The 21,465-nt window shown below is 73.9% G+C and carries 22 protein-coding genes and 1 pseudogene; 15 read left to right on the top strand and 8 right to left on the bottom strand.

The window, feature by feature from the left end; all coding sequences use genetic code 11:
• Positions 1-94: 94 nt before the first annotated feature.
• Positions 95-730: a GGDEF domain-containing protein gene (locus FB455_RS05160; RefSeq protein ID WP_030269102.1), complete on the bottom strand. Its 636-nt coding sequence runs from the start codon at positions 728-730 to the stop codon at positions 95-97.
• A gap of 223 nt (positions 731-953) precedes the next feature.
• Between FB455_RS05160 and FB455_RS05165 the strand changes: the two genes are divergently transcribed.
• The 4 genes from FB455_RS05165 (at position 954) to FB455_RS05180 (ending at position 4,624) form a co-directional block, all read left to right on the top strand.
• Positions 954-1,211, top strand: a complete 258-nt coding sequence (locus tag FB455_RS05165; protein WP_013285958.1) for a DUF397 domain-containing protein — start codon at positions 954-956, stop codon at positions 1,209-1,211.
• A gap of 105 nt (positions 1,212-1,316) precedes the next feature.
• Positions 1,317-2,204, top strand: coding sequence for a helix-turn-helix domain-containing protein (locus tag FB455_RS05170; RefSeq protein WP_013285959.1), 888 nt, complete (start codon positions 1,317-1,319; stop codon positions 2,202-2,204).
• Between the two features lie 75 nt (positions 2,205-2,279).
• Positions 2,280-3,116, top strand: coding sequence for an SAM-dependent methyltransferase (locus FB455_RS05175; protein WP_013285960.1), 837 nt, complete (start codon positions 2,280-2,282; stop codon positions 3,114-3,116).
• A 62-nt stretch (positions 3,117-3,178) separates the two neighbouring features.
• Positions 3,179-4,624, top strand: coding sequence for a serine/threonine-protein kinase (locus FB455_RS05180; RefSeq protein ID WP_145752466.1), 1,446 nt, complete (start codon positions 3,179-3,181; stop codon positions 4,622-4,624).
• 3 nt (positions 4,625-4,627) lie between these two features.
• On the opposite strand, the gene FB455_RS05185 is transcribed toward FB455_RS05180, so the two are convergent.
• Entirely contained in the window at positions 4,628-5,320 is a 693-nt protein-coding gene (locus FB455_RS05185) for a carbon-nitrogen hydrolase family protein (RefSeq protein WP_145752468.1), read from the bottom strand.
• A 66-nt stretch (positions 5,321-5,386) separates the two neighbouring features.
• Between FB455_RS05185 and FB455_RS05190 the strand changes: the two genes are divergently transcribed.
• On the top strand, positions 5,387-6,160 hold the full coding sequence (locus FB455_RS05190; protein ID WP_145752470.1) for a DedA family protein: 774 nt from the start codon (positions 5,387-5,389) through the stop codon (positions 6,158-6,160).
• Positions 6,161-6,167: 7 nt separating this feature from the next.
• On the opposite strand, the gene FB455_RS05195 is transcribed toward FB455_RS05190, so the two are convergent.
• Both FB455_RS05195 and gdhA read right to left on the bottom strand, forming a co-directional pair.
• On the bottom strand, positions 6,168-7,526 hold the full coding sequence (locus FB455_RS05195) for a hypothetical protein (protein WP_145752472.1): 1,359 nt from the start codon (positions 7,524-7,526) through the stop codon (positions 6,168-6,170).
• A 152-nt stretch (positions 7,527-7,678) separates the two neighbouring features.
• Entirely contained in the window at positions 7,679-9,010 is a 1,332-nt protein-coding gene (gene gdhA / locus FB455_RS05200) for an NADP-specific glutamate dehydrogenase (RefSeq protein WP_145752474.1), read from the bottom strand.
• 92 nt (positions 9,011-9,102) lie between these two features.
• Here gdhA and FB455_RS05205 point away from each other — a divergent pair, with 92 nt between their 5' ends.
• From FB455_RS05205 to FB455_RS05220, 4 genes are read left to right on the top strand one after another with little or no spacing between them, the layout of a single operon-like run.
• A complete protein-coding gene (locus FB455_RS05205; protein ID WP_013285966.1) occupies positions 9,103-9,444 on the top strand; it encodes a MazG-like family protein in 342 nt (113 codons plus the stop codon).
• Positions 9,445-9,474: 30 nt separating this feature from the next.
• Positions 9,475-10,308, top strand: a complete 834-nt coding sequence (locus tag FB455_RS05210; RefSeq protein WP_013477049.1) for a hypothetical protein — start codon at positions 9,475-9,477, stop codon at positions 10,306-10,308.
• 15 nt (positions 10,309-10,323) lie between these two features.
• Positions 10,324-11,295, top strand: a complete 972-nt coding sequence (locus tag FB455_RS05215) for a pirin family protein (RefSeq protein ID WP_030269116.1) — start codon at positions 10,324-10,326, stop codon at positions 11,293-11,295.
• Positions 11,296-11,340: 45 nt separating this feature from the next.
• Positions 11,341-12,009 carry a hypothetical protein gene (locus FB455_RS05220; RefSeq protein WP_013285969.1) on the top strand — a complete coding sequence of 223 codons (669 nt, stop codon included), beginning with the start codon at positions 11,341-11,343 and terminating at the stop codon, positions 12,007-12,009.
• A 321-nt stretch (positions 12,010-12,330) separates the two neighbouring features.
• Here FB455_RS05220 and FB455_RS05225 read toward each other — a convergent pair whose 3' ends face one another.
• Positions 12,331-12,600, bottom strand: a complete 270-nt coding sequence (locus FB455_RS05225; RefSeq protein WP_013285970.1) for a DUF2795 domain-containing protein — start codon at positions 12,598-12,600, stop codon at positions 12,331-12,333.
• A 177-nt stretch (positions 12,601-12,777) separates the two neighbouring features.
• On the opposite strand from FB455_RS05225, the gene FB455_RS05230 reads away from it, so the two are divergent.
• Positions 12,778-13,182, top strand: coding sequence for a DUF2267 domain-containing protein (locus tag FB455_RS05230; RefSeq protein ID WP_013285971.1), 405 nt, complete (start codon positions 12,778-12,780; stop codon positions 13,180-13,182).
• Between the two features lie 12 nt (positions 13,183-13,194).
• Here the strand turns inward: FB455_RS05230 and FB455_RS05235 are convergent, their stop codons facing one another.
• Entirely contained in the window at positions 13,195-14,391 is a 1,197-nt protein-coding gene (locus tag FB455_RS05235; RefSeq protein WP_145752476.1) for a CaiB/BaiF CoA transferase family protein, read from the bottom strand.
• A 242-nt stretch (positions 14,392-14,633) separates the two neighbouring features.
• Here FB455_RS05235 and FB455_RS05240 point away from each other — a divergent pair, with 242 nt between their 5' ends.
• The 4 genes and pseudogenes from FB455_RS05240 to FB455_RS34680 all read left to right on the top strand — a co-directional run.
• The gene (locus FB455_RS05240) at positions 14,634-15,668 is read left to right on the top strand and encodes a TerC/Alx family metal homeostasis membrane protein (RefSeq protein WP_013285973.1); all 1,035 of its coding nucleotides are present in this window, start codon (positions 14,634-14,636) and stop codon (positions 15,666-15,668) included.
• A gap of 50 nt (positions 15,669-15,718) precedes the next feature.
• On the top strand, positions 15,719-16,318 hold the full coding sequence (locus tag FB455_RS05245) for a sulfite oxidase-like oxidoreductase (protein ID WP_013285974.1): 600 nt from the start codon (positions 15,719-15,721) through the stop codon (positions 16,316-16,318).
• A gap of 40 nt (positions 16,319-16,358) precedes the next feature.
• Positions 16,359-17,078, top strand: coding sequence for a ferredoxin reductase (locus FB455_RS05250; protein WP_176739820.1), 720 nt, complete (start codon positions 16,359-16,361; stop codon positions 17,076-17,078).
• A gap of 46 nt (positions 17,079-17,124) precedes the next feature.
• A pseudogene (locus FB455_RS34680) lies at positions 17,125-17,295 on the top strand (DUF6510 family protein); the annotation flags it as partial.
• Here the strand turns inward: FB455_RS34680 and FB455_RS05255 are convergent.
• Both FB455_RS05255 and FB455_RS05260 read right to left on the bottom strand, forming a co-directional pair.
• Positions 17,221-18,993 (bottom strand): glycosyltransferase family 2 protein, encoded by a 1,773-nt coding sequence (locus tag FB455_RS05255; protein ID WP_145752478.1) that lies wholly within the window; start codon positions 18,991-18,993, stop codon positions 17,221-17,223. The pseudogene FB455_RS34680 and the gene FB455_RS05255 overlap by 75 nt on opposite strands.
• A 212-nt stretch (positions 18,994-19,205) precedes the next feature.
• On the bottom strand, positions 19,206-19,859 hold the full coding sequence (locus FB455_RS05260; RefSeq protein ID WP_145752480.1) for a C39 family peptidase: 654 nt from the start codon (positions 19,857-19,859) through the stop codon (positions 19,206-19,208).
• Between the two features lie 1,054 nt (positions 19,860-20,913).
• Between FB455_RS05260 and FB455_RS05265 the strand changes: the two genes are divergently transcribed.
• Positions 20,914-21,441: a GNAT family N-acetyltransferase gene (locus FB455_RS05265; RefSeq protein ID WP_230651805.1), complete on the top strand. Its 528-nt coding sequence runs from the start codon at positions 20,914-20,916 to the stop codon at positions 21,439-21,441.
• The last annotated feature ends 24 nt before the right edge of the window (positions 21,442-21,465 follow it).

Below are 21,465 nucleotides of genomic sequence, written 5' to 3' on the forward strand. Positions count from 1 at the left end.
CGACGGACGTGCCGCCCAGCACCCCGCGACGAGCTGGGGCAGGCAAGGCGGACCGTGCCCGGCACCCCGCGACGAGCTAACGGACGAGCCGGACTCAGCACTCCGCGACGAGCTGGCGGGCCGGACGGGCGGCGCCGAGCGTCTTCGCCTCGTACATGGCCGCGTCGGCGCGGCAGAGCGCGTCGGTGAGCTGGGTGGGGCAGTGCACCGGCGCGAGCCCGACCGAGGCGGTGACCTGGATGCTGCGCGCGCCCAGCGGGATCGGCGCGGCGAGCGCCTCGCAGAGCCGCCGGGTGGCGTGCTCGATCCACCGGCGGTCCGCCGTCGGGCTGGCCAGCAGACCGGCGAACTCGTCGCCGCCGAGCCGGGCCACCAGGTTGGGGCCGGCGAACGCGGCGAGCCGCTGCGCCACGCTGACCAGCACCTGGTCTCCGGCGGCGTGCCCGTAGCGGTCGTTGACCTGCTTGAAGTTGTCCAGGTCGAGCACCACCGCGACGAGTGGCTGCCCGGCAGGGTCGGTGAGCAGGGCGGCGGCCAGCCGGAAGAACGCGCGGCGGTTCGGCAGCCCGGTGAGCGGATCGTGGCTGGCGGCGTGCCGCTCGGCGGCCAGCTCAGCCTGGAGCAGCTCGATCTCGGCTTCGGCGCGCAGCGCGCGGCGGCGTAACTGCCAGGCGGAGACGAGCGCGCCCGCCGCGGAGATGCCGGAGGCGATGGTCATCGGATCCGCCAACGCGTCCTCCTCACCGCAGTCCCGAAGCCGCGCGGAGCGGCGTCCCGGGGCCGGGCTCGGGTCACCGTGCGTGAACGAACCGGCACACCGTATTTCGGTTATCATGCTCTCTGTCCATTGCAGATGCAATAGCAGATGCACGTGCATCTCACTCCTCAGTCGACAGACGTCGCCACCCACCGCTCCTCCCGCGGCCTCGGCTGGCTCATCCCGAAGGACGCCCATGCAGCAACCCCCGAACGGCGTGCCCGTGACCGAGTTGCCACCGATGCGCTGGTTGAAGAGCCGCCGCAGCAACCCCAGCGGCAACTGCGTCGAACTGGCCGAGTTGCCCGGCGGTGGCGGCATCGCGGTCCGCAACTCCCGGCACCCCGAGGGTCCGGCACTGATCTACACAGTGGACGAGATCGCCGCGTTCGTGCTCGGCGCCCGGGACGGCGACTTCGACCACCTGATCCCGCCGTCCCGTACACGGGACTGACTCCGTCCGTCCGGAGGAGTTCACCTCACTGTCGGTTCATGGCATGCTTACTCGTCGGTCCGGGAGGGTGCCCGGCCGGGGCGGTCGGGATGCGAGGGCGGTCAGGTGGCGACGGTGCCCGTCGAGGGTGGTCCGACAAGCGGTCCGACAGTGCTGCGCATGCTGCTCGGCGGGCAGCTGCGCCGGCTGCGGGAGAGCGCCGGGGTCAGCCGCGAGACGGCCGGCTGGGAGATCCGCTCGTCGGAGTCGAAGATCAGCCGGATGGAGCTGGGCCGGGTCGGCTTCAAGGAGCGCGACGTGGCCGACCTGCTCACGCTCTACGGCGTCACCGCTCCGGAGGACCGTGACGCGCTGCTCAAGCTGGCCCGGGACGCGAACAGCCCGGGCTGGTGGCACCGCTACGGCGATGTGCTCCCCGCCTGGTTCCAGTCGTACCTGGGCCTGGAGGCGGCCGCCGCGCTGATCCGCACGTACGAGGTGCAGTTCGTGCCCGGCCTGTTGCAGACCGCCGCGTACGCCCGGGAGGTGATCCTGCTCGGCCACCGCAGCGCGTCGGCGGCGGAGCTGGACCGGCGGGTGGAGCTGCGGATGCAGCGCAAGGAACTGCTGCGGCGCCCCAACCCGCCGCAGTTGTGGGCGGTGCTCGACGAGGCGGTGCTGCGCCGCCCGATCGGCGGTGCCGCGGTGATGCGCGAGCAGATGGACGCGCTGATCGAGGCGACCTCGGGCCCGCACGTGCGGTTGCAGATAGTCCCGTTCGCCGCCGGCGGGCACGCCGCGGCCAGCGGCGCGTTCAGCATCCTGCGCTTCGGTGACGCCGACCTGCCCGACATCGTCTACATCGAGCAGCTTACCAGCGCGATCTACCTGGACAAGCGCGACGACCTCGACTTCTACGCCGAGGCGATGGAGAGGTTGTGCGTGGAGGCCGCGCCGCCGGAGCGGACCCCCGAGTTGCTGGCCCGCATGCGCGACGAGCTGTACCCGGCCTGAGCGGCGCGGCGCCGGGCAGTAGCATGACGGCGACCGGAGACAGTGGACGGTGGCACGCGAGTCGTGGAGGCGGCCTTGACCAGCGACGCACCAGGTACGGCACCCGAGTCGGGCCGGATCGACACCACGGTGGCGCATCCCGCCCGCCGGTACAACTACTGGCTCGGCGGCAAGGACAACTTCCAGGCCGACCGCGACTCCGGCGACGCGATGGCCGCCCGGTTCCCGACCATCCGGATCAGCGCGCTGGAGAACCGGCGGTTCCTGCGTCGTGCGGTGCGGCACCTGGCCGGCGAGGCGGGCATCCGGCAGTTCCTGGACATCGGCACCGGCATCCCCACCGCCGACAACACGCACGAGGTGGCGCAGTCGACCGACCCGCGCGCCCGGGTGGTCTACGTCGACAACGACCCGATCGTGCTGGCCCACGCCCGCGCGCTGCTCACCAGCTCGCCCGAGGGCGCCACCGCCTACCTCGACGCGGACCTGCGTGACCCGGAGCGCATCCTCGCCCACCCCGACCTGCGCCGCACGCTGGATCTCTCCCAGCCGGTGGCGTTGATGCTGCTGGCGGTGCTGCACTTCGTGCCCGACGGTGAAGATCCGTACGCGATCGTCGGCCGCCTGCTGGACGCGTTGCCCGCCGGCAGTTACCTGGCCGCCTCGCACGCCACCCACGACTACCTGCCGGAGGAGCTGGCCGCCGAGGCGAAGGCGGCAGCCCGCGGCGGCGGTCCGCACGGCGTGATCAACCTGCGCAGCCGGGAGGAGGTCGTGCGCTTCTTCGACGGCCTGGAGCTGGTCGAGCCGGGCGTCTGCTCGGTCGCCGAGTGGCGCGCCGACGGCGAGCCCGAGCCGCGCCCGTCGGTGGTCGACGTCAGCATGTACGGCGGGGTCGCCCGCAAGCCCTGACCCGGGCCCTCGCGCCGGGCGGTTGACGGGCACGGGGACCGGACGGGCAGACTGGAGGCATCATGTCGCCTTTCACGCCCGCCCTGCGCCTGCACGACCGATATGTCCTGCGCGAACGCATCGGCCTCGGCGGGATGTCCGAGGTGTGGCGCGCCGACGACGAGGTGCTGCACCGGCCCGTCGCGGTCAAGGCCCTCGCCGGGCAGCTCGCCGCCGATCCGCAACTGCGGGCGGTCATCCAGCGCGAGGCCCGCGCGGCGGCGCGGCTCACCCACCCGCACGTGACCCAGGTGTACGACTACGGCGAGGCGACGCTGGACGGCGGCGTCGTGGTCCCGTACCTGGTGATGGAGCTGGTGGAGGGCCAGACGCTCGCCGACCGGCTGGCCGGCGGGCCGCTGGCCTGGCCGGACGCGGTCCGCACGGCCGGGCAGGTCGCCGGGGCGCTGGCCGCGGCGCACCGGATCGGCGTGGTGCACCGCGACATCAAGCCGGCCAACGTGATGCTCACCGAGACCGGCGCGAAGGTGCTCGACTTCGGCATCGCCGCGCCCGCCGGCCCGCACCCGGTCACCGGGCAGACCGGCGCGCTGCTGATGGGCACTCCCGCCTACTTCGCCCCGGAACGGCTCGACCCCGGCCCGGCGAACCCGGCCGGCGACGTGTACGCGCTCGGCGTGCTGCTGTACCGCAGCCTCACCGGCCGGGCGCCGCTGCCGGTGCGCAGCTGGGACGACGTGCTGGACGTGCGGCGCAACCGGCCGCCGGTCCCGCCGCTGCGGGTGCCCGGCCTGCCGCCGGAGATCGCCGACCTGGTCCTGGCCTGCCTGGCGGCGGACCCGGAGCGGCGGCCCACCGCGGCCCGGCTCGCCGACCGGCTCGGCGCGGGCCGCCCGGTGGACCCGCCGACCGCGATCCTGCCCACAGTGGCGCCGGTGGCGCACCCGCCCACCCTCGTCGAGCGGTCCCCGGCCGCCGCGTCCCGCCCGGTCCCGCCGGCACGTCCCGTCGCGCCGCCGCGCCCGGCGGTCTCGTCGAACCGGCTGCTCGGGCTGCTCGTCGCCGGTGCCGTGGTGCTGCTGCTCGCGGTGGTCGGCTCGCTGGTGTGGGGCGACGGCTCCGGCACGCCGCCGGCCGCCGCGCCCACCGCCGGCCCGTCGACGCGTGCCGCCGAACCGCCCGCCCCGGAGCCCAGCAGTGCCGCGCCGACGTCGGCGGCAGCCGAGCCGGTGACGCTGCGTCAGCTCGGCGACCGGTTCGGTGAGCTGCTCGACCGGGCCGAGGCGATCGGGCTGATCGACCGCAAGACGGCCGACGACCTGCGGAAGAAGGCCGCCGAGCTGGACCGGGGCAAGCCGAAGGACCGCGACAAGCGGGTCGAGGACCTGCGGGAGAAGATCGAGGACGCGGCCGAGGACGACAAGATCGATCCGGTCACCGCCGCCGCGCTGCGCAAGCTGATCGACGGCTACGAACGGCTGCGCGGCGGCGCCGCCGACGAAGGCTGACCGTCAGCGCAGCGTGGCGGTGACCACCTCGCCGACGCCCGTGCCGGCGCGGACCACCGGCTCACCCGCCGGTGACCAGATCCCGGAACCACCCGCGGCGCGCGCGTACCCGCCTCCGGTCGAGCCGGCGAAACTGGCCGTCGCCACCCACACGGCGTGCTCGGCGGCGACGCGGCGGGCGCGTTCGTCCGGCACGGCCGCGTCGTCGGCCGACTCGAGCACCCCGGCCAGGTAGGCGTCCGCGCCGAGCGCCACAGTGGCCGCCGCGTGCTCCGGCGTGCCGGTGTCCTTGCACACCGCCAGCCCCAGCCGCCAGCCGTCCACATCGAGCACCGCCGGCTCCCGGCCCGGTCGCATGTGCCGCGGCTCCGCGCCACCCAGGAACATCTTCCGGTACGCGACCCGCACGCCCTCCGCGTCGATCACGAGCACCCCGATGTGCGGGCCGGGCACCGGCGCCCCGGCCAGCGCCAGCGTGCCGGTCTCGGCGCAGGCCGCCCGCAGAGGCGCGAGCCTCGGGTCGGCCGGGTCCAGCGGCGCGGCGGTCAGCTCGTACCCGGTCAGCGACATCTCCGGGAAGACCACCACGCGCGCCCCGGCGGCGCGTACCGCGTCGGCGTGCCGGGCGGCGTTGCCCTCGACGTCGTGGGAGCGGGTCAGCGGCTGGGCGACGGCGATCCGCAACGGCGTACGCATGACGTACACGATAATGGTTTCCATGACGCGTGGTCGTCCGCGGCTTCGCCCCGTAACGTTGGTCCGATGATCGGAAACGCACAGCTGCTCGCCGTCCCCCGGGCGAGCACCGCGCGGGCCGCGGAACCGTCCGGCGACGGAGTAGCCGGCTGGGTCACCGGCCTGATGGAACGGCTCGGTGGGCCGGGCGCCGGCCTCGCGGTGGCCCTGGAGAACCTGTTCCCGCCCATCCCCAGCGAGGTGATCCTGCCGCTGGCCGGCTTCACCGCGAGCCAGGGCCGGATGAGCCTGGCCGGCGCCATCTTCTGGACCACGCTCGGGTCGATCGTGGGCGCGCTGGCGCTGTACTACATCGGCGCGGCCCTCGGGCGGGACCGGATGCGCGCCCTGGCCGCGCGGCTGCCGCTGATCAAGCTGGAGGACGTGGACCGCACCGAGGCGTGGTTCCTGCGCCACGGCGTCAAGGCGGTGTTCTTCGGCCGGATGATTCCGATCTTCCGCAGTCTCATCTCCATCCCGGCCGGAGTGGAACGGATGCCGGTTCCGGTATTCCTGCTCTACACCGCGCTGGGCAGCCTGATCTGGAACACCACGTTCGTGCTCGCCGGTTACCTGCTCGGCGAGCAGTGGCACGTGGTCGAGGCGTACGCGGGCACGTTCCAGAAGGTCGTCATCGTGGCCGTGGTGGCCGGTGTCTGCTGGTTCGTGGTCAGCCGCGTCCGCCGCTCCCGCCGCACCGCCGGGGACGTGCCGCAGGAGGCGGAGGCGCCGCCGGAGCCGCAGCCGACCCCGCAGGGCACCGTCTACCGGGGCGGCTGGTACGGCCGGGCGGAGGACTGAGGCAGGGTCAGCACGGCGGGTAGAGCGGGCGGGTGCCGGCGCCGGCGGCCCGGGCGGCGTGGTCGCTGAACCGGCAGCCGAAGTCCGGTGCCGCCACCGCACGCCGGTCGGTGACCGCGTCACCGGCCGGCCGCTTGTCGGTGCGGACCCAGCGGACCAGGTCGTCCCAGGCGGCGCCGGCCTCGGCCGGGCTGAACTCGCAGTGCTGCGCGGTGCGCACCGCCCGCTGCACGAGCAGCCGGGACCGGCCGTGCCGGGCCACGTCCCGGGCGTACGCCTGCTCCATACTGAACGGCACGAACAGGTCGCCGAGCCCGTGCAGGCTCAGCACCGGCGCGGTGGGCCGCCCGGCGATCCGGGGCACCTCGGTCAGGCCGGGCGCGAGCCGCTGGCGCAGGTTCTCCGGCGCGACCCGCTGCACCGTGGCGTTGAGGTTCACCGGCTGGTTCGGCGTGTACCTGGTGAACAGGTTCGTGGCGAGCTGGCCGGGCCGCCGGGCGGGGGAGCCGTCCGCCTCGCCGACGGCGATGCCGAACAGGAAGTCCTTCCACACCGCGAACGCGGCGTCGGCGCCCGGCCGCGGCCCGCCGGAACGGTCCACGGTGACCGCGCGCAGCTGCTTGCCCAGCGCATTGGTGGTGTCCGCGCCGCCCGGGGTCAGCCCGGCGAGGCCGAGCGTGACCTGGATCCGGGGCACCGCCGAGGTCAGGTAGTCGGGCGGCGTCGGGTACGCGCGCACCCCGGCCAGCACCTGCGCGACCAGGTTGTAGTCCAGGAAGAAGTCGAACAGCTCCTGGTCGCCGAGCACCCCGCACATCGGCAGCGCCCCGGCGTAGTAGCCCGGGTACTGCTCCAGCGACCGGCCGATGACGTGACCGCCCATCGAGACGCCGGCGATCAGTACCCGGTGCGGGCGCCGGACGGTACGGCTGAACAGGTCGGCCAGGGCGCGGGTGCCGCGAACGCCGGAGCGCACGTCGTAGCCGTTGCGGTCGTACGACGACGACGCCCACGCGTACCCCTGCGCCACCAGGCGCTGCCGCAGGTCGAAGCCGGGCGGCTCCGGCGACAGCTCGGTGCCCTGGCCGCGGTAGCCGTGCGCCCACATCACCAGCTCGCCGTTCCAGCGCGCCGGGATCTCGATGACGTACCCGGCGTTGGCGTGCACGCCCTGCCGCACGGTGGTGGCGGCCCCGCCGACCACGAGCGGCGGCAGCGGCGGGTTGACGATGGTGTAGCCGGGCAGCGGGCCGCTGCCGTCGTCGCGGCCGGTGGCGGCGGCGGGGGCCGCGCCGGTGAGGCCGAGCGTCAGCGCGAGGGCCGCGCCGACGGCGAGCAGCCGGCGACGGACGGGTGAGGGCTGCATCGCTGCTCCCCGGGGGACGGGTGCCACCCCGGGACGGGGGTGACGACGCGGGACGGATGCCTACCGGCCGGTAGCGCCCTGAACCTAGGCCGGGCGTCGAGAGCTGTCAATCGCTGACCGACCGCTGCGCCGGCGTCCGTCCCGCGGACCGCTCAGACCAGGCCGTGCGCCAGCATCGCCTCGGCCACCCGCCGGAACCCCTGGATGTTCGCCCCGGCCACGTAGTCGCCGGGCAGGCCGAACTCCTCGGCGGTCGCCCAGCACCTGTCGTGCACGTCCCGCATGATCTCGCGCAACCGCTGCTCCGACTCGCCGAACGTCCACGTGTCGCGGCTGGCGTTCTGCTGCATCTCCAGCCCGCTCACCGCCACCCCGCCGGCGTTGGCGGCCTTGCCCGGGGCGAACCGCACCCCGGCCCGGCCGAGGATCCGCACCGCCTCCGGCGTGGTGGGCATGTTCGCCCCCTCCACCACCGCGACGCAGCCGCCCGCTACCAGCGCGGCCGCCTCCGCGCCGCCGATCTCGTTCTGCGTGGCGCAGGGCAGCGCCAGGTCGCAGGGCACCTCCCACACGTTGCGGTCCGCGACCGCCACCGCGTTGCGCGCGTGCTCCGCGTACTCGGCCAGCCGTCCCCGGCGCTGCTCCTTCAGCTCGCGCAGCAACGCCAGGTCGATGCCCTTCTCGTCGACCACGTAGCCGCCGGAGTCCGAACACGCCACCACGGTGCCGCCGAGCTGGTGCACCTTCTCGATCGCGTAGATGGCCACGTTGCCGGAGCCGGACACCACGACCCGCTTGCCCTCCAGGCTGTCCCCGGCCTGGCGGAGCATGTCGTCGGCGAAGAACACCGCCCCGTACCCGGTCGCCTCCCGGCGCACCTGCGCGCCCCCGTACGCCAGGCCCTTGCCGGTGAGCACGCCCGCGTCGTACCGGTTGGTGATGCGCTTGTACTGCCCGAACAGGTAGCCGATCTCCCGGCCGCCCACCCCGATGTCACCTGCGGGCACGTCGGTCTGCGGGCCGATGTGCCGGTACAGCTCGGTCATGAAGCTCTGGCAGAACCGCATCACCTCGCGGTCGGAGCGGCCCTTCGGGTCGAAGTCCGCGCCGCCCTTGCCGCCGCCGATGGACAGCCCGGTCAGCGCGTTCTTGAAGATCTGCTCGAACCCGAGGAACTTCACGATGCCCAGGTGGACCGACGGGTGGAAGCGCAGGCCGCCCTTGAACGGGCCGAGCGCGCTGTTGAACTCCACCCGGAACCCGCGGTTGACCCGCACCCGGCCCCGGTCGTCCTCCCACGGAACGCGGAAGATGACCTGCCGCTCCGGTTCGCAGACGCGCTCGACCACCTCGGCGTACTCCGGATGCCGGGCCAGGGCCGGACCGATGCTCTCCAGCACCTCGCGGACCGCCTGATGGAACTCGGGCTCTCCCGGGTTCCGGGCGACCACGCCGGCGAACACCGACTCGACGATCTCCGGCATCACGGGCACCTCCTCTCGCCTGGGACGCAGGCCCTCCGGCCTGCGTCGCCCCAGGATACGAACGGTGTGCGGGGTGCGGTTCACTGGTCCGCGTGGACGCCACCATCTGGACGACGGCGCGGGACGCGCGCGCCTGGCTCGACGCCGCGAACGGCCGCGGCGACACCGAACTGACCTGTCGCATCCTCAAGATCGGCGAGGAGGCCGGTGAGGTCGCCGCGGCGTGGATCGGCCTGCTCGGGCAGAACCCGCGCAAGGGGGTGACGCACACCCGCGAGGAGGTCGCCGCCGAGCTGGCCGACGTGGCGTTCACCGCGCTGGTCGCGATCGAGAGTCTCGGTCTGGACGCGCACGCCGTGCTGGCCGCGTGCGCCGGCAAGGTGCGCTCGCGTACCGGAGTGGGAATGAACCGAGACGCCGACGCAGACGTATGACCCGATGGGGACCGGCGAGAGGGGACGACCATGACCGCATCCGAGGACGACCCCGGCCTGGCCAGGCCCCGCTGGTCCGGCGGAGCCCGGCTGCTCGCGGCGGCGGCGGTGCTGGTGGTGGTGCTCGGCGCGGTGGCCGTGGCGGTGACGCTGTCCAACCCGGCCCGTCTCGGCGTGGTCTTCTCCGGCGGCGCCCCGCCGTCGCCCGCTCCCGGCGGCGGCTCCGGCGGGGCGGGCGCCGCCGAGGTGGCCGGCGCCGAGACGCTCGCCGCGCCCCGCGGCAACCGGCAGCGCGCCCAGTTCGAGCTGGTCGACGGGCTGACCCGGTTCACGCTGCGGGCCGCCGACCTCGGCGACGACCTCTACCGGATCGGCGCGCCGGACGGCTCGGGTGTGACGCCCCGCCCGCAGCTCGTGGGCGACCGGGTCCGGCTGCGGATCGAGGAGAACGGCCGCCCCGGCCCGGCCGCCGTCGAGGTGGTGCTCAACTCCCGGGTCACCTGGCGGCTGCGGCTGCTCGGCGGCGTCAGCGAGCAGCGGCTCGACCTGGGCGAGGCCCGGCTCGCCGGGATCGACCTGGTCGGCGGCGCGTCGCGTACCCGGCTGCTGCTGCCACGGCTCGACGGCTCGCTCACCGTCCGGATGACCGGCGGGGTCAGCGAACTCACGGTCACCGTGCCCGGCGGGCCGCCGGCCCGGGTGCGGGTGGCCTCCGGCGCCGGCTCCCTGACCCTGTACGACCAGCGTCGCGGCGGGATCGCCGCCGGTGACCTGGTCAGCTCACCGGGCTGGGACCGGGCTGCCGACCGGCTCTACCTCGACCTGGTCGGGGGCGCGAACGCGGTGAGCGTCACCGCGGAGTGAGCGTACAGTCGGGCGGTGGACCGCACCGAATCCCTGCCCGCGCAGACGCTCCCGCCGGGCGTCGGCCCGACCGACCCGGGCAGCGTGCTGCTGCCCGGCCACGACGTCCCGCTCGGCCGCTACACCACTGTGCGCCGGCTGCTGCCGCAGCGGCAGCGCCGGATGGTCGGCGCCTGGTGCTTCGTCGACCACTTCGGGCCCGACGACGTGGCCGACCGGCCCGGCATGGAGGTGCCGCCGCACCCGCACACCGGGCTGCAGACCGTCACCTGGCTGCTCGACGGGGAGATCCTGCACCGCGACAGCCTCGGCAACGTGCAGCCCATCCGACCGGGCCAGCTCAACGTGATGACCTCCGGGCGCGGCATCGCCCACTCCGAGCGTTCCCCGCTGGTGCACCCGCCGCTGATGCACGGCGTGCAGCTGTGGGTGGCGCTGCCCGACCCGGCCCGTGCCGGTGACCCGGACTTCGCCCACCACGCCGACCTGCCCCGCTTCCGCGACGGCGACCTGGACGTCACGCTGCTCGTCGGCGACCTCGGCGGGGAACGCTCGCCCGCCGTCGTGCACACCCCGCTGGTCGGCGCGCAGATCGAGGTCCGCGGGCCGGCGCCGGCCACGCTGCCGCTGCGCCCGGACTTCGAGTACGGGCTGCTGGCCATGTCCGGTGCCGCCGAGTGCGACGGCACGGCGCTGGCCCCCGGCGCGCTGCTCTACCTGGGCCTCGGCCGGAACGCGCTGACGCTGCGCGCCGAGCCGGGCACCCGGCTGCTGCTGCTCGGCGGCACCCCGTTCGAGGAGCCGCTGGTGATGTGGTGGAACTTCGTCGGCCGCTCGCATGAGGAGGTGGTGGCCGCCCGGGAGGACTGGATGGCCGGCCGCCGCTTCGGCGTGGTCGCCGACGACGCGGCGCCGCCGCTGCCCGCGCCCGCGCTGCCCACCACCCGGCTCAAGGCCCGTGATCGCGGCGGTGACGTCCGCGGCTGACCGTCGTACCCCGAATGCCGCGCCGTCGCCGGGGTAGTCGGCGGCATGCCGACAACCACCGCCCCGCGCGACGTCGCGGACAAGAAGCGGCTCGCCCGCCGGCTCGCCGGAGACGGCCGCGGGTTCGCCGAGTGCTTCGGGTTCCGGGTGACCAACAACCCGGCCCAGTTGTTCCAGGTGCTGTACCTGGCCGTTCTGCTGGCCCGCCGGGGCGACTTCCACCGGTCCGTCGACGCGGCCACCGCGCTGCGCGACGCCGGGTGGGACACCGCGGCCCGGATGGCCCGCTCCCGCCACGAGGACCGGGTACGCGTGCTGCGCGCCGCCGGGCTGCGCGGTGACCTGCCCGCGATCGCCGACACCCTCGGCGACCTGGCCCGCACGATCGTCGAGACGTACCGGGGTGACCTGCGCCGGCTGCGGACCGCCGCGCACCAGGATGCGGGCGAGGAACGGCGGCTGCTGACCGCGCTGCCCGGAGTGGACGACGAGGTGTGCGACCTGTTCCTGCGCGAGGCGCAGGCGCTGTGGCGTGAGGCGGCGCCGGTGGCCGACCGGCGTGCGCTCGCGGCGGCCCGCCGGCTCGGGCTGGGCCGTACCGCGCGCGACCTCGCCGGACTGACCGGCAGCGGCGAGTCGGAGCAACTGTCGTGGCTGGTCGGAGCGCTGGCGCGAGTGGACCTGGAGCGGCGGTACGCCGAGGTGACCGCCTGAGCGCACACGTGCGCCCGGACACACTTCCGCGATTCTCACCCGTTCGGCTGATGTTGCGTCGTATGATGATCGTGGCAGCGATGCCCGCCCGGTTCGGGCGAACATCTCACCGCTGCGCGGTCGCGACCCGGTTCGGGCGTGAACCGCGGAGGACAGGTGCTGCGTGGCGCCCCAGGTCGCGGTTCGTGACCCGGGGCGCTCGCCTGTCCGGGCACGCCGACCCGCCACAGGGCAGCGCCCACGCGCGACAGTCGTACGCCGGGCCTGTTTCCGCACGCGCAGAGGCCGGCGGCCGTGTCGCCCGCCGGCCCGACGCCGTACTCAGATGCCGCGCAGGTGTTGCGAGACGCGCGGGTGGTTGTCCCGGGCCTGCGCCGCGCGCTGCGACCGGCTCACCTCGGGAGCCGCGTCGATGCCGGCCGACCGGGCCACCTCGGTGCCGTTGGCGTAGTCCACCGGGGGCAGAGCGCGCAGCGCCCGCAACACGTCCGGCGGCGCGCCCTCCCGTTCCGCCTCGCGGATGACGTCGTCCTTGCCGGCCGGGTAGTCCAGCGCGGACAGGTAATCAAGGACATCCGTGTAACTCGCCATGGGTCGGGCTCCTCGTGGCAGTAGTCGGGGTCATGACCGGGCGGCGGTTACCCGTCGCGCCGCCGCTCACGCCCGCGAGCGCGGAAATCCCGCCCCCGTCTCGCGCCGGTGACCGGCGCCGTTTCCGGCGCGCCGTCGCGGGTAGCCGCGGTGGGCGCACCGAAGGGGGTACCACGCATGCACTACCTGACCTTCGTGAGCCGGGTCGCCCGGCTCACCGGCACCAGCGAGGACCGGGCCGCCACGCTCACCGGGGCCACACTGGAGACGTTCGCCGAGCGGCTGACCGGCGGCGAGGTGCTGGACCTGGCCGCGCAGCTGCCGAAGCCACTCCAGGGGCTGCTCAGCCCGTATCCGCGCGACGAGGCCGCGGAACGGTTCGGCGCGGCGGAGTTCGTCGCCCGGGTCGCCCGCCGGGCCGACTGCGACGAGAACACCGCCCGGGACGCGGTACGCGCGGTGTTCGTCACGATGCGCGAGGCGATCCGCGGCGGGGAGTTCCAGGAGGTCGTGGTCCAGTTTCCGCGCGACTACCGGGACATGGTGGAACCGGCCCTCGCCCCGGCCGCCGCGCGCCGCTGAACCGGCGGCCGGTCAGCCGATCACACCTGCGGCGCGCAGAGCGGCGATCCGGCCGGCGTCGATCCCGGCACCGGCCAGCACCTCGTCGGTGTGCTCGCCCGGCGACGGTGGCGGGCGCCGGACAGAGGTCGGGGTGGCCGAGAAGCGCGGTGCGGGAGCGGGCTGGGTGACGCCGTCCGGCGCCACGAAGACCTCGCGTGCCCGCAGGTGCGGATGCTCCGGCGCCTCGGCCCAGTCGAGTACCGGCGCCACGCAGGCGTCGGTTCCGCCCAGCAGTTCCGTCCACTCGTCCCGGGTACGGGTGCGGAACAGCCGCGCCCAGGCCGCCCGCAGCGCCGGCCAGTTCGCCGGATCGTCCCGGTCCAGCGCCTCACCGCCGACCGCCGCACCGGCGTCCTGCGGGCCGTCGCCGCCGTCGGGCGGGAAGCCGGTGAGCCGGACCAGTTCGGCGTAGAACTGCGGCTCCAGCGCGCCCACCGCCACGTACCGCCCGTCGGCGCACTCGTACGTGTCGTAGAAGGGCGCGCCGCCGTCGAGGAGGTTCACCCCGCGCGGGTCCTGCCACAGGCCGATGCCGCGCAGCGCGTGGATCTGGGTGGCCAGCACCGACACGCCGTCCACGATGGCCGCGTCGACCACCTGGCCGGGTGCGCCGCCGCGTACCGCGTACAGCGCGGCGACCACGCCGAGCGCCAGCATCATGCCCCCGCCGCCGTAGTCGCCGAGCAGGTTCATCGGCGGCACCGGGCGTTCCCCGGCCCGGCCCACGCCGTGCAGCGCGCCGGTCAGGGCCAGGTAGTCGATGTCGTGCCCGGCGCGCTGCGCCAGCGGCCCGTCCTGCCCCCAGCCGGTCATCCGCCCGTACACCAGCTTGGGGTTGGCGGCGAGGCAGTCGTCCGGGCCGAGGCCGAGTCGTTCGGTCACCCCCGGCCGGAAGCCCTCCACCAGCGCGTCCGCGCCGGCGACCAGGTCGAGCACCAGGTCACGCCCCTCGGGCTGCTTGAGGTCGACGGCGATCGAGCGGCGGTTGCGGTTCAGCAGGTCGCCGGGGAAGGCGCCGAACCTGCCGCCGCCGGGCCGGTCGACGCGCACCACGTCGGCGCCGAGGTCGGCCAGCATCATCGACGCGAACGGACCGGGGCCGATCCCGGCCAGCTCGATCACCCGTACGCCGGTCAGTGGTCCCTGGTTGGTCACCCGCGTCACCATAGGGTGCCCGGTGACCTGGCGCCATGCCCTCCACCACCGCACAGCGGTTGACCAGGGCAATCAACCGTGTCCCGACTTGGCGTCCGGTCCGGCGGTGACCTAGCCTTGTGCAGGCGAGGGGAGTACTTCCCACGAATCATTCCGGTCAGTACGGCAAGCCGCCGAGGCGAGCCCCGGGTGGTTGCCCACGAAAACGTGGGTGAAGGAGACCTCGAACATGACACGGTGTTCGAGGAGGCTCCATGCCCGAATTGTCGCCCCTGGCCGCGGCCGGGTTGTCGTCTGTCGGCACGCCCACGCTGTGGGTCGTGACGATCGTCGGCGTGCTCGTCCTGCTGGTGCTCGACTTCCTGGTCACCAGAAAGCCGCACGAGGTCTCGATCCGTGAGGCCCTGGGCTGGTCGGCCTTCTACATCGCCCTGCCGCTGGCCTTCGGCGCCTGGATCTGGTCCCGCTACGGCAGCCAGCAGGGCATCGAGTACCTCACCGGTTACCTGGTCGAGAAGTCCCTCTCGGTCGACAACCTGTTCGTCTTCATGCTGCTGCTGGCCGCGTTCGCGGTGCCCGCCGTGCTCGCCCAGCGGGTGCTGCTCTACGGCATCGCGGGCGCCCTGGTGCTGCGCGGTGTGTTCATCGCGCTCGGCGCCGCCGCGCTCCAGACGCTCGACTTCGCCTTCCTGCTGTTCGCGCTCATCCTGATCGCCACCGCGGTCAAGCTGCTGCGCGACGCCCTTTCCGGGCACGAGCAGGAGGTCGACATCAACAAGATGCGGTCGGTACGCCTGCTCCGCAAGATCATGCCGGTGGTCGACGACTACCACGGCACCCGGATGACGATCCGGCAGGGCGGCCGGCGGGCGCTCACCCCGTTCGCGCTCGTCGTGGTCGCCGTGCTGGCCACGGACATCGTGTTCGCCGTCGACTCGGTGCCGGCCGTCTACGGCATCACCGAGGACCCGTACCTCGTCTTCGCCACCAACGCCTTCGCGCTACTGGGCCTGCGGGCGCTCTACTTCGTGCTGCACGCCGCGCTGAGCCGCCTCGTGCACCTCAGCTACGGCCTGGCCGCCATCCTGGCGTTCATCGGCGTCAAGCTCGGCCTGCACTGGGCGCACGGCATCTGGGAGGGCGTGCCGGAGATCCCGACGCTCGCCTCGCTCGGCGTGATCATCGGTGTCCTGGTGATCGTCACCATCACCAGCCTGCGGGCCACCCGCAACAGCGGCGACGGCAAGCGCACCGTCGTGCACGAGGTGCAGGGTGGAGGTTCCGCCTGACTCGGTGGGAACCCCTGCCCCGGCGGGACCGGCGGTGGTACGACTGACGGGTGGGAATCGTCTCGCCCGGCTTCCAGGGCCGGCCCCGTACGTCCGCGCCCGACCTGCCGCCGGGGCAGTACCTCACCGAGGACTTCCCGGTGCTCTCCGCGGGCCCGACGCCGCGCGTGCCGCTGGACACCTGGGAGTTCGTGCTGACCAGCGAGACCGGCGCGGAGTACCGCTGGTCCTGGGACGAGATGATGGGCCTGCCGCAGGACACCCCGACTGTGGACCTGCACTGCGTCACCCGCTGGTCCAAGCTCGGCACCACCTGGCAGGGCGTCTCCCTGGACACGCTGCTCGACGGCGTCGACACCGAGGCCCGGTACGCGCTGGCGCACTCCTACGGCGGCTACACCACCAACCTGCCGCTCGACGACCTGCGCGGCGGGCGGGCCTGGGTGGTGCACACGTACGACGGGGGGCCGTTGCCGGCCGAGCACGGCGGACCGGCGCGGCTGCTCGTGCCGCACCTGTACCTGTGGAAGTCGGCCAAGTGGGTGCACGGCATCCGGCTGCTCGCCGACGACCGGCCCGGCTTCTGGGAGACCGCCGGCTACCACGACTACGGCGACCCGTGGCGCGAGCAGCGCTACCAGGGCGACTGAGGTGACGGCCCAGGCCGAGGGCCGCCGCGTCGCGCCGCTGATGTGGCGGGTCGCCCGGCTGGTCGAGCGGCGGATCGAGACGCCCACCGCGCAGACGCTGGTGCTGGACGTGCCCGGCTGGCCCGGGCACCTGCCCGGGCAGCACGTCGACCTGCGCCTCACCGCCGAGGACGGCTACCAGGCCGCCCGGTCGTACTCGCTGGCCGGCCCCGCCGACGGCGAGCGGATCGAGGTGACGGTGCAGCGGGTGCCCGACGGCGAGGTGTCGCCGTACCTGACCGACACCTACGCCGAGGGCGACCCGCTGGAGGTACGCGGCCCGGTCGGCGGCTGGTTCGTCTGGCGTACCGACGACACCGCGCCGGTGCTGCTCGTGGGCGGCGGATCCGGCGTGGTGCCGCTGATGGCGATGATCCGCGCGCGCCGCGCCGCGGGCAGCCGCACGCCGTTCCGGCTCGTCTACTCGGTGCGCACCCCCGACGACGTCATCTACGCCGACGAGCTGCGCCGCCGCGCGCGCGACGACCAGGGCCTCGACGTCGCGTACGTCTACACCAGGTCCGCGCCCGAGGGCTGGCGCGGCGAGCCGCATCGGATCGGCCTGGCCGACGTGAACAGCCACGGCTGGCCACCCGACCTGGAGCCGCTGTGCTACGTGTGCGGCCCCACCGGATTCGTGGAGACCGTGGCCGACCTGCTGGTGGGGCTGGGTCACCCGACCCGGCGCGTGCGGACCGAACGGTTCGGCCCGACCGGCTGAGACCCGAGGAGGGCGTATGACCGACCTGTCCTACGTGGACGGCAACATGCTCGACGGGCCGTTGCGTGAGTTGTTCGCCGTCGACCTGAGCGCCACCACCGGCCGCTGCGACACCTGCGGGACGACCGGCCCGATGGCTGGGCTACACGTCTACTCGCACGCCCCGGGCCTGGTCGGGCGCTGCCCCGCCTGCACCGGGGTGATGGTGCGGCTGGTCCGCGCGCCGCAGCGGGCCTGGCTGGACCTGCGCGGCACCACGTACCTCCAGGTGCCCATGCCGGCCGAGCAGGGCTTCCGGGCCGCGCCCTGACGTCTGCGCCGTTACTGGACCGCGCCTGCCGCGCCGGCGCAGCCGCCCGACGAGCTGACCCACCGTCACCGGCACCACGGAGAGCACGAGCTGACCGTTGCGCGGGTCGACTGTCGCCGCCACCCCGTACAGCCGGGCGCCGTGCCGCAGCAGCCGGGGCCGCCCGGCGGCGAGCCGGGGCGCGCGCACCGCGGCCCCGCCGCGCCCGTGACCGCCGTCCACCTCGGCGCGGACCGGATGGCGCTGCCCGCTGGCGGAGCTTGCCGCCAGGAGCCGGTCGAGTGCGAAGTCCGTGCGGAGCGTGCGGCCGGTCGGATCGCCGGCGTCCATCCGGGTGGCGCCCACGACCGGACCGGCCAGCATCCGCACCGGCCCGGCCTCCGTGGCGAACCGGGGGTACGGGCTGCGCGTCGTCACCGTCAACGTGTGCCCGTCGACCCAGCTCACGTCGACGGTGTCCAGCCGCGCCAGCCAGTCGGCGCGCACGTCGGTGACGTCGGTCCACCGCGCCGGGGCGCCCGGATAGCCCGCGTGCCAGCGGTCACCGGCGAACACCGTCGCCGGCACGCCCCGGCCGCTGTCCTGCTCGATCACCGCCAGCAGGTCGTCGACTCCGCCCGCGGTCACCGCGCCCAGGCGCAGCCGGGCCTCGATGTCGAGCCGGTCCCGCAGACCGTCGGTGACGTGCCGCCGCACCAGCCGCGCGACCGTCGCGTGCACCCGCTCCTGCGCGGCCCGGTCCAGGTGCCGGAAGTCGTCGCCGACGAGGTTCGCCAGTTCCAGCCCGGCGTGACGGCGCAGCACCGCGTCCCGGCGCTCCCCGGCGGGGATCAGGTCGGCCACGTACGCGAACAGCCGCTCCACGCTGACCAGGCGCTGCTCGACCCGGCTGTGGTAGGTGATGTTGCGGGCGTCCAGCCGGCGCACCGCGTGGTAGTAGTCGTAGTCGGCGAGCACCGAGATCCGGCGGGCGTGGTAGCAGGCGGCGAGCGTGAACGGCTGGTCGCTGAGCACCGGCATGTCCTCCGGGAACCGCAGCCCGAGCCGGTCCACGAGGTCGCGCCGGAACAGCTTCGTGTTCGCCAGCGACCAGGGCAGCGCCGAGTCGAACAGGCTCACGTCGACCGCGTTGCCGTCGGCGAACACGTCCGAGAACACGTGCCGGCCGTTGACCCCGACCACCTTGCCGAGCACCACGTCCGAGCCGTACCGGTCGGCGGCGGCGACCAGACGCTCGAGGGCCTCCGGACCGAGCCGGTCGTCCGAGCCGAGGAAGAAGACGTACCGGCCGGTGGCCAGGTCCAGTCCCCGGTTGCAGGGCGACGCCGGGCCACCGGAGTTGGGCTGGTGGACCACCCGCACCGTGCCGGGGTGCTTCGCGGCGTACCGGTCCAGCAGGCGGCCGCTGCCGTCGGTGGACCCGTCGTCCACCGCCACGATCTCCATCCGGCCCGGCCCGATCGTCTGCCGCAGCACCGAGTCGAGGCAGGACCGCAGGTAGCGCAGCGTGTTGTAGACAGGCACGACCACGCTCACGTCGGGGCGGCTCGGCGCGGCTGGGCGGGGCGTGGTCGGTGGGCGGTGCGTCGCCTCCTCGGCTGCCACAGCTGCTCCTTCACGGTCGCCCGGACGATCCGGCGCGACCCAGCGTGGTGGAGCGAGCCGTCCGGGTGACGACACCGGCGTGACGGCGAGGTGACCGGAAGGCAGCCGTTGGATACGCGCGAAAGGGCCCGACCCCTCGTGGTGGGGGGTCGGGCCCTTCCGGCGTGCGTGCTATCGCCCTTGCTCTGCAGCCATCGGGGCGGCGGTGTTGCTTAGCTGGTGCTGTAGCCGCGGGTGGCGATCCAGTCGGCGAGGTTGTCGATGTTCATGCGGTAGGTGGCGGTGGTGGGGTCGGCGCTGTCGGCGATGGTGACGGTGTTGCCGTTGTCGCGGTAGCCGATGACGCTGATGTAGTGGCCGCCTTCGAATGAGTGGGTGGTGCCGTCGGTGTCGGTGGCGGTGCCGGCGATGTTGGCGACCACGGCCCGGCCGGCGTCGACGGTCTTGACGATGTCGGCGCGCAGGGTGTCGGTCTGCTTGTCGTCGGCCTTGGGGGTGCTGATCTCGACCGACTTGTAGGCGTCCTTGGTGCCGGTCTCCTTGTTCAGTACGGGGGTGATGTCGTTGATGCTGTTGGTGCCGGCCTCGGTGGTGCCCATCTCCTTGGCCATGGTGTGTACGTCGATGTTCTTGCCCTGCACGCTCAGGGCGTTGCGGGCGGCGGCGGGGCCGCAGAAGTAGAAGTTGGGCTGGGCTTCGTAGCGGACGTCGAGTTCCCGCTCGCCGTGGCCCTTGCGGTCCGCCACCACGCTGGTGCTGGTGGTGGGGGCGTCGTGGGCGGCGATCGCGGGGCCGGCGATGCCGCCGGCGGTGGCGGCGATACCGGCAGCGGTCAGAACGGTCTTACGCAGCAGAGTGGTAGCCATGATGGTTGCCTCCCTGAAGTGGGGGATGACGCGGCGGGGGATGCCGCGAAAGGGGGAAAGTCTTGGGGGTGCCCTCGATAGGGCTGGCGCGCGGGCGACCCTGGGGGCCTGCTCCGCGGCTCGGGGATGTAACGACGACCGGCCCGGCGTCATTCCCGCCGGCGGCTCACCGGTTACGGCCCGAGGACTGTCGGCGGCGTGGCCTCGCTGCTCGGCCCGGGGGATGTAACGACTGGCGGGCCGGGGTCATTCCGTGACTCTCGGCCGGGGCGACGACCTGGGAGATGTGACGGCGTCCAGGCCGGGGTCACGGTGCCCGACGCTCCGGGGATGTAACGACGTCGGGGCCGGGCCGATTCCCCTGACTATCCGGGTGCCCGGGCGGGCCGGTGTCTGGCGCTCGACCTGGTGCCGGGGCCGTCAGCCATGTACAACGCCCCGCGCCCGCCACCGATTCCACCCTCACGGTGGCACCACAGCCCCACCAGGCCATCGAACCGGACATCAAGTACCGAACAGCCCAGCCGGACACGGACGGTTTTGCCCGAGGCGCGGATGGATCCGCCGAATGTCAGCCCTCGAACGCCGGCCGTCACAGATTCGGCCCTCGAGTGCCCGCCGTCACAATCCACCCCGCCCGCCCACGCGATCTTGCAGTTTGGTGCCCGGCGAACCTCGCAAAGCAGGCATCCCCGGGGCACCAAGTGCAAGATCGCGCAAAGCGTCGGTTCGTTACCCGCGGCGGCACAGAGCCAACGGATGCCGACCGCGGGCTACAGGCGTCCTTCCGCAGAATGGGATCGGCAAGCCACCTGATGGCAGCCGAGGAGATCTTGGTACGAAAGGGCCCTTATGGGGGCCGTTTCCTACCAAGATCTACGGGCCGCCTCGGGGCGAGGCGGTCGCGGCGTTGCGACCCGCCTTTCCTGGGGTGGTGGATCGGCCGGGACGGGCGGCACGTCGGGGACGAAAGTCTGGCTCGGCGGCCCGTGTCGCAGCGGGAGCGCAGCACCCCGGATGCGGTGGGGTGGATGCGGTGGCGGAGAGTGGCGCTGTGCGATATCTGCGCAGTGACGGGCGCGTCGCCATCCGCCGTCCCCGTCCGGCTGACGAGGCGGAGTTCGTCGCCGCCGCCCGGCGCAGCCGCGACCTGCACCATCCGTGGCTCTCCGCGCCCGATGACGCGCAGCGCTACGCGGCGTACCTGCGCAAGATCCGGGGGCGGGACAGCGCCGGGTTCCTGTTCTGCGACCGGGCCACCGGGCAGATCGCCGGATACGCGAACATCAGCGGCATCGTGCTGGGCGCGCTGCGCGGCGGCTACCTCGGATACGCGGCGTTCCGCCCGTACGCGGGCACCGGGCACGCCTCGGCCGGGGTGCGGCTGGTGATCGAGTACGCGTTCGGGCCGCTCGGTCTGCACCGGCTGGAGGCGAACATCCAGCCCGGCAACGAGCCGTCGAAGCGGCTGGCGCGGCGGCTCGGCTTCCGGCTGGAGGGGTTCTCCCCGGACTACCTGTTCATCGACGGCGCGTGGCGCGACCACGAACGCTGGGCGATCACCGCCCCGGCGCCGGACTGAGTGCGGCGCCGGAGGACGGTGACC

The organism is Micromonospora sp. CNZ296 (assembly GCF_007827635.1).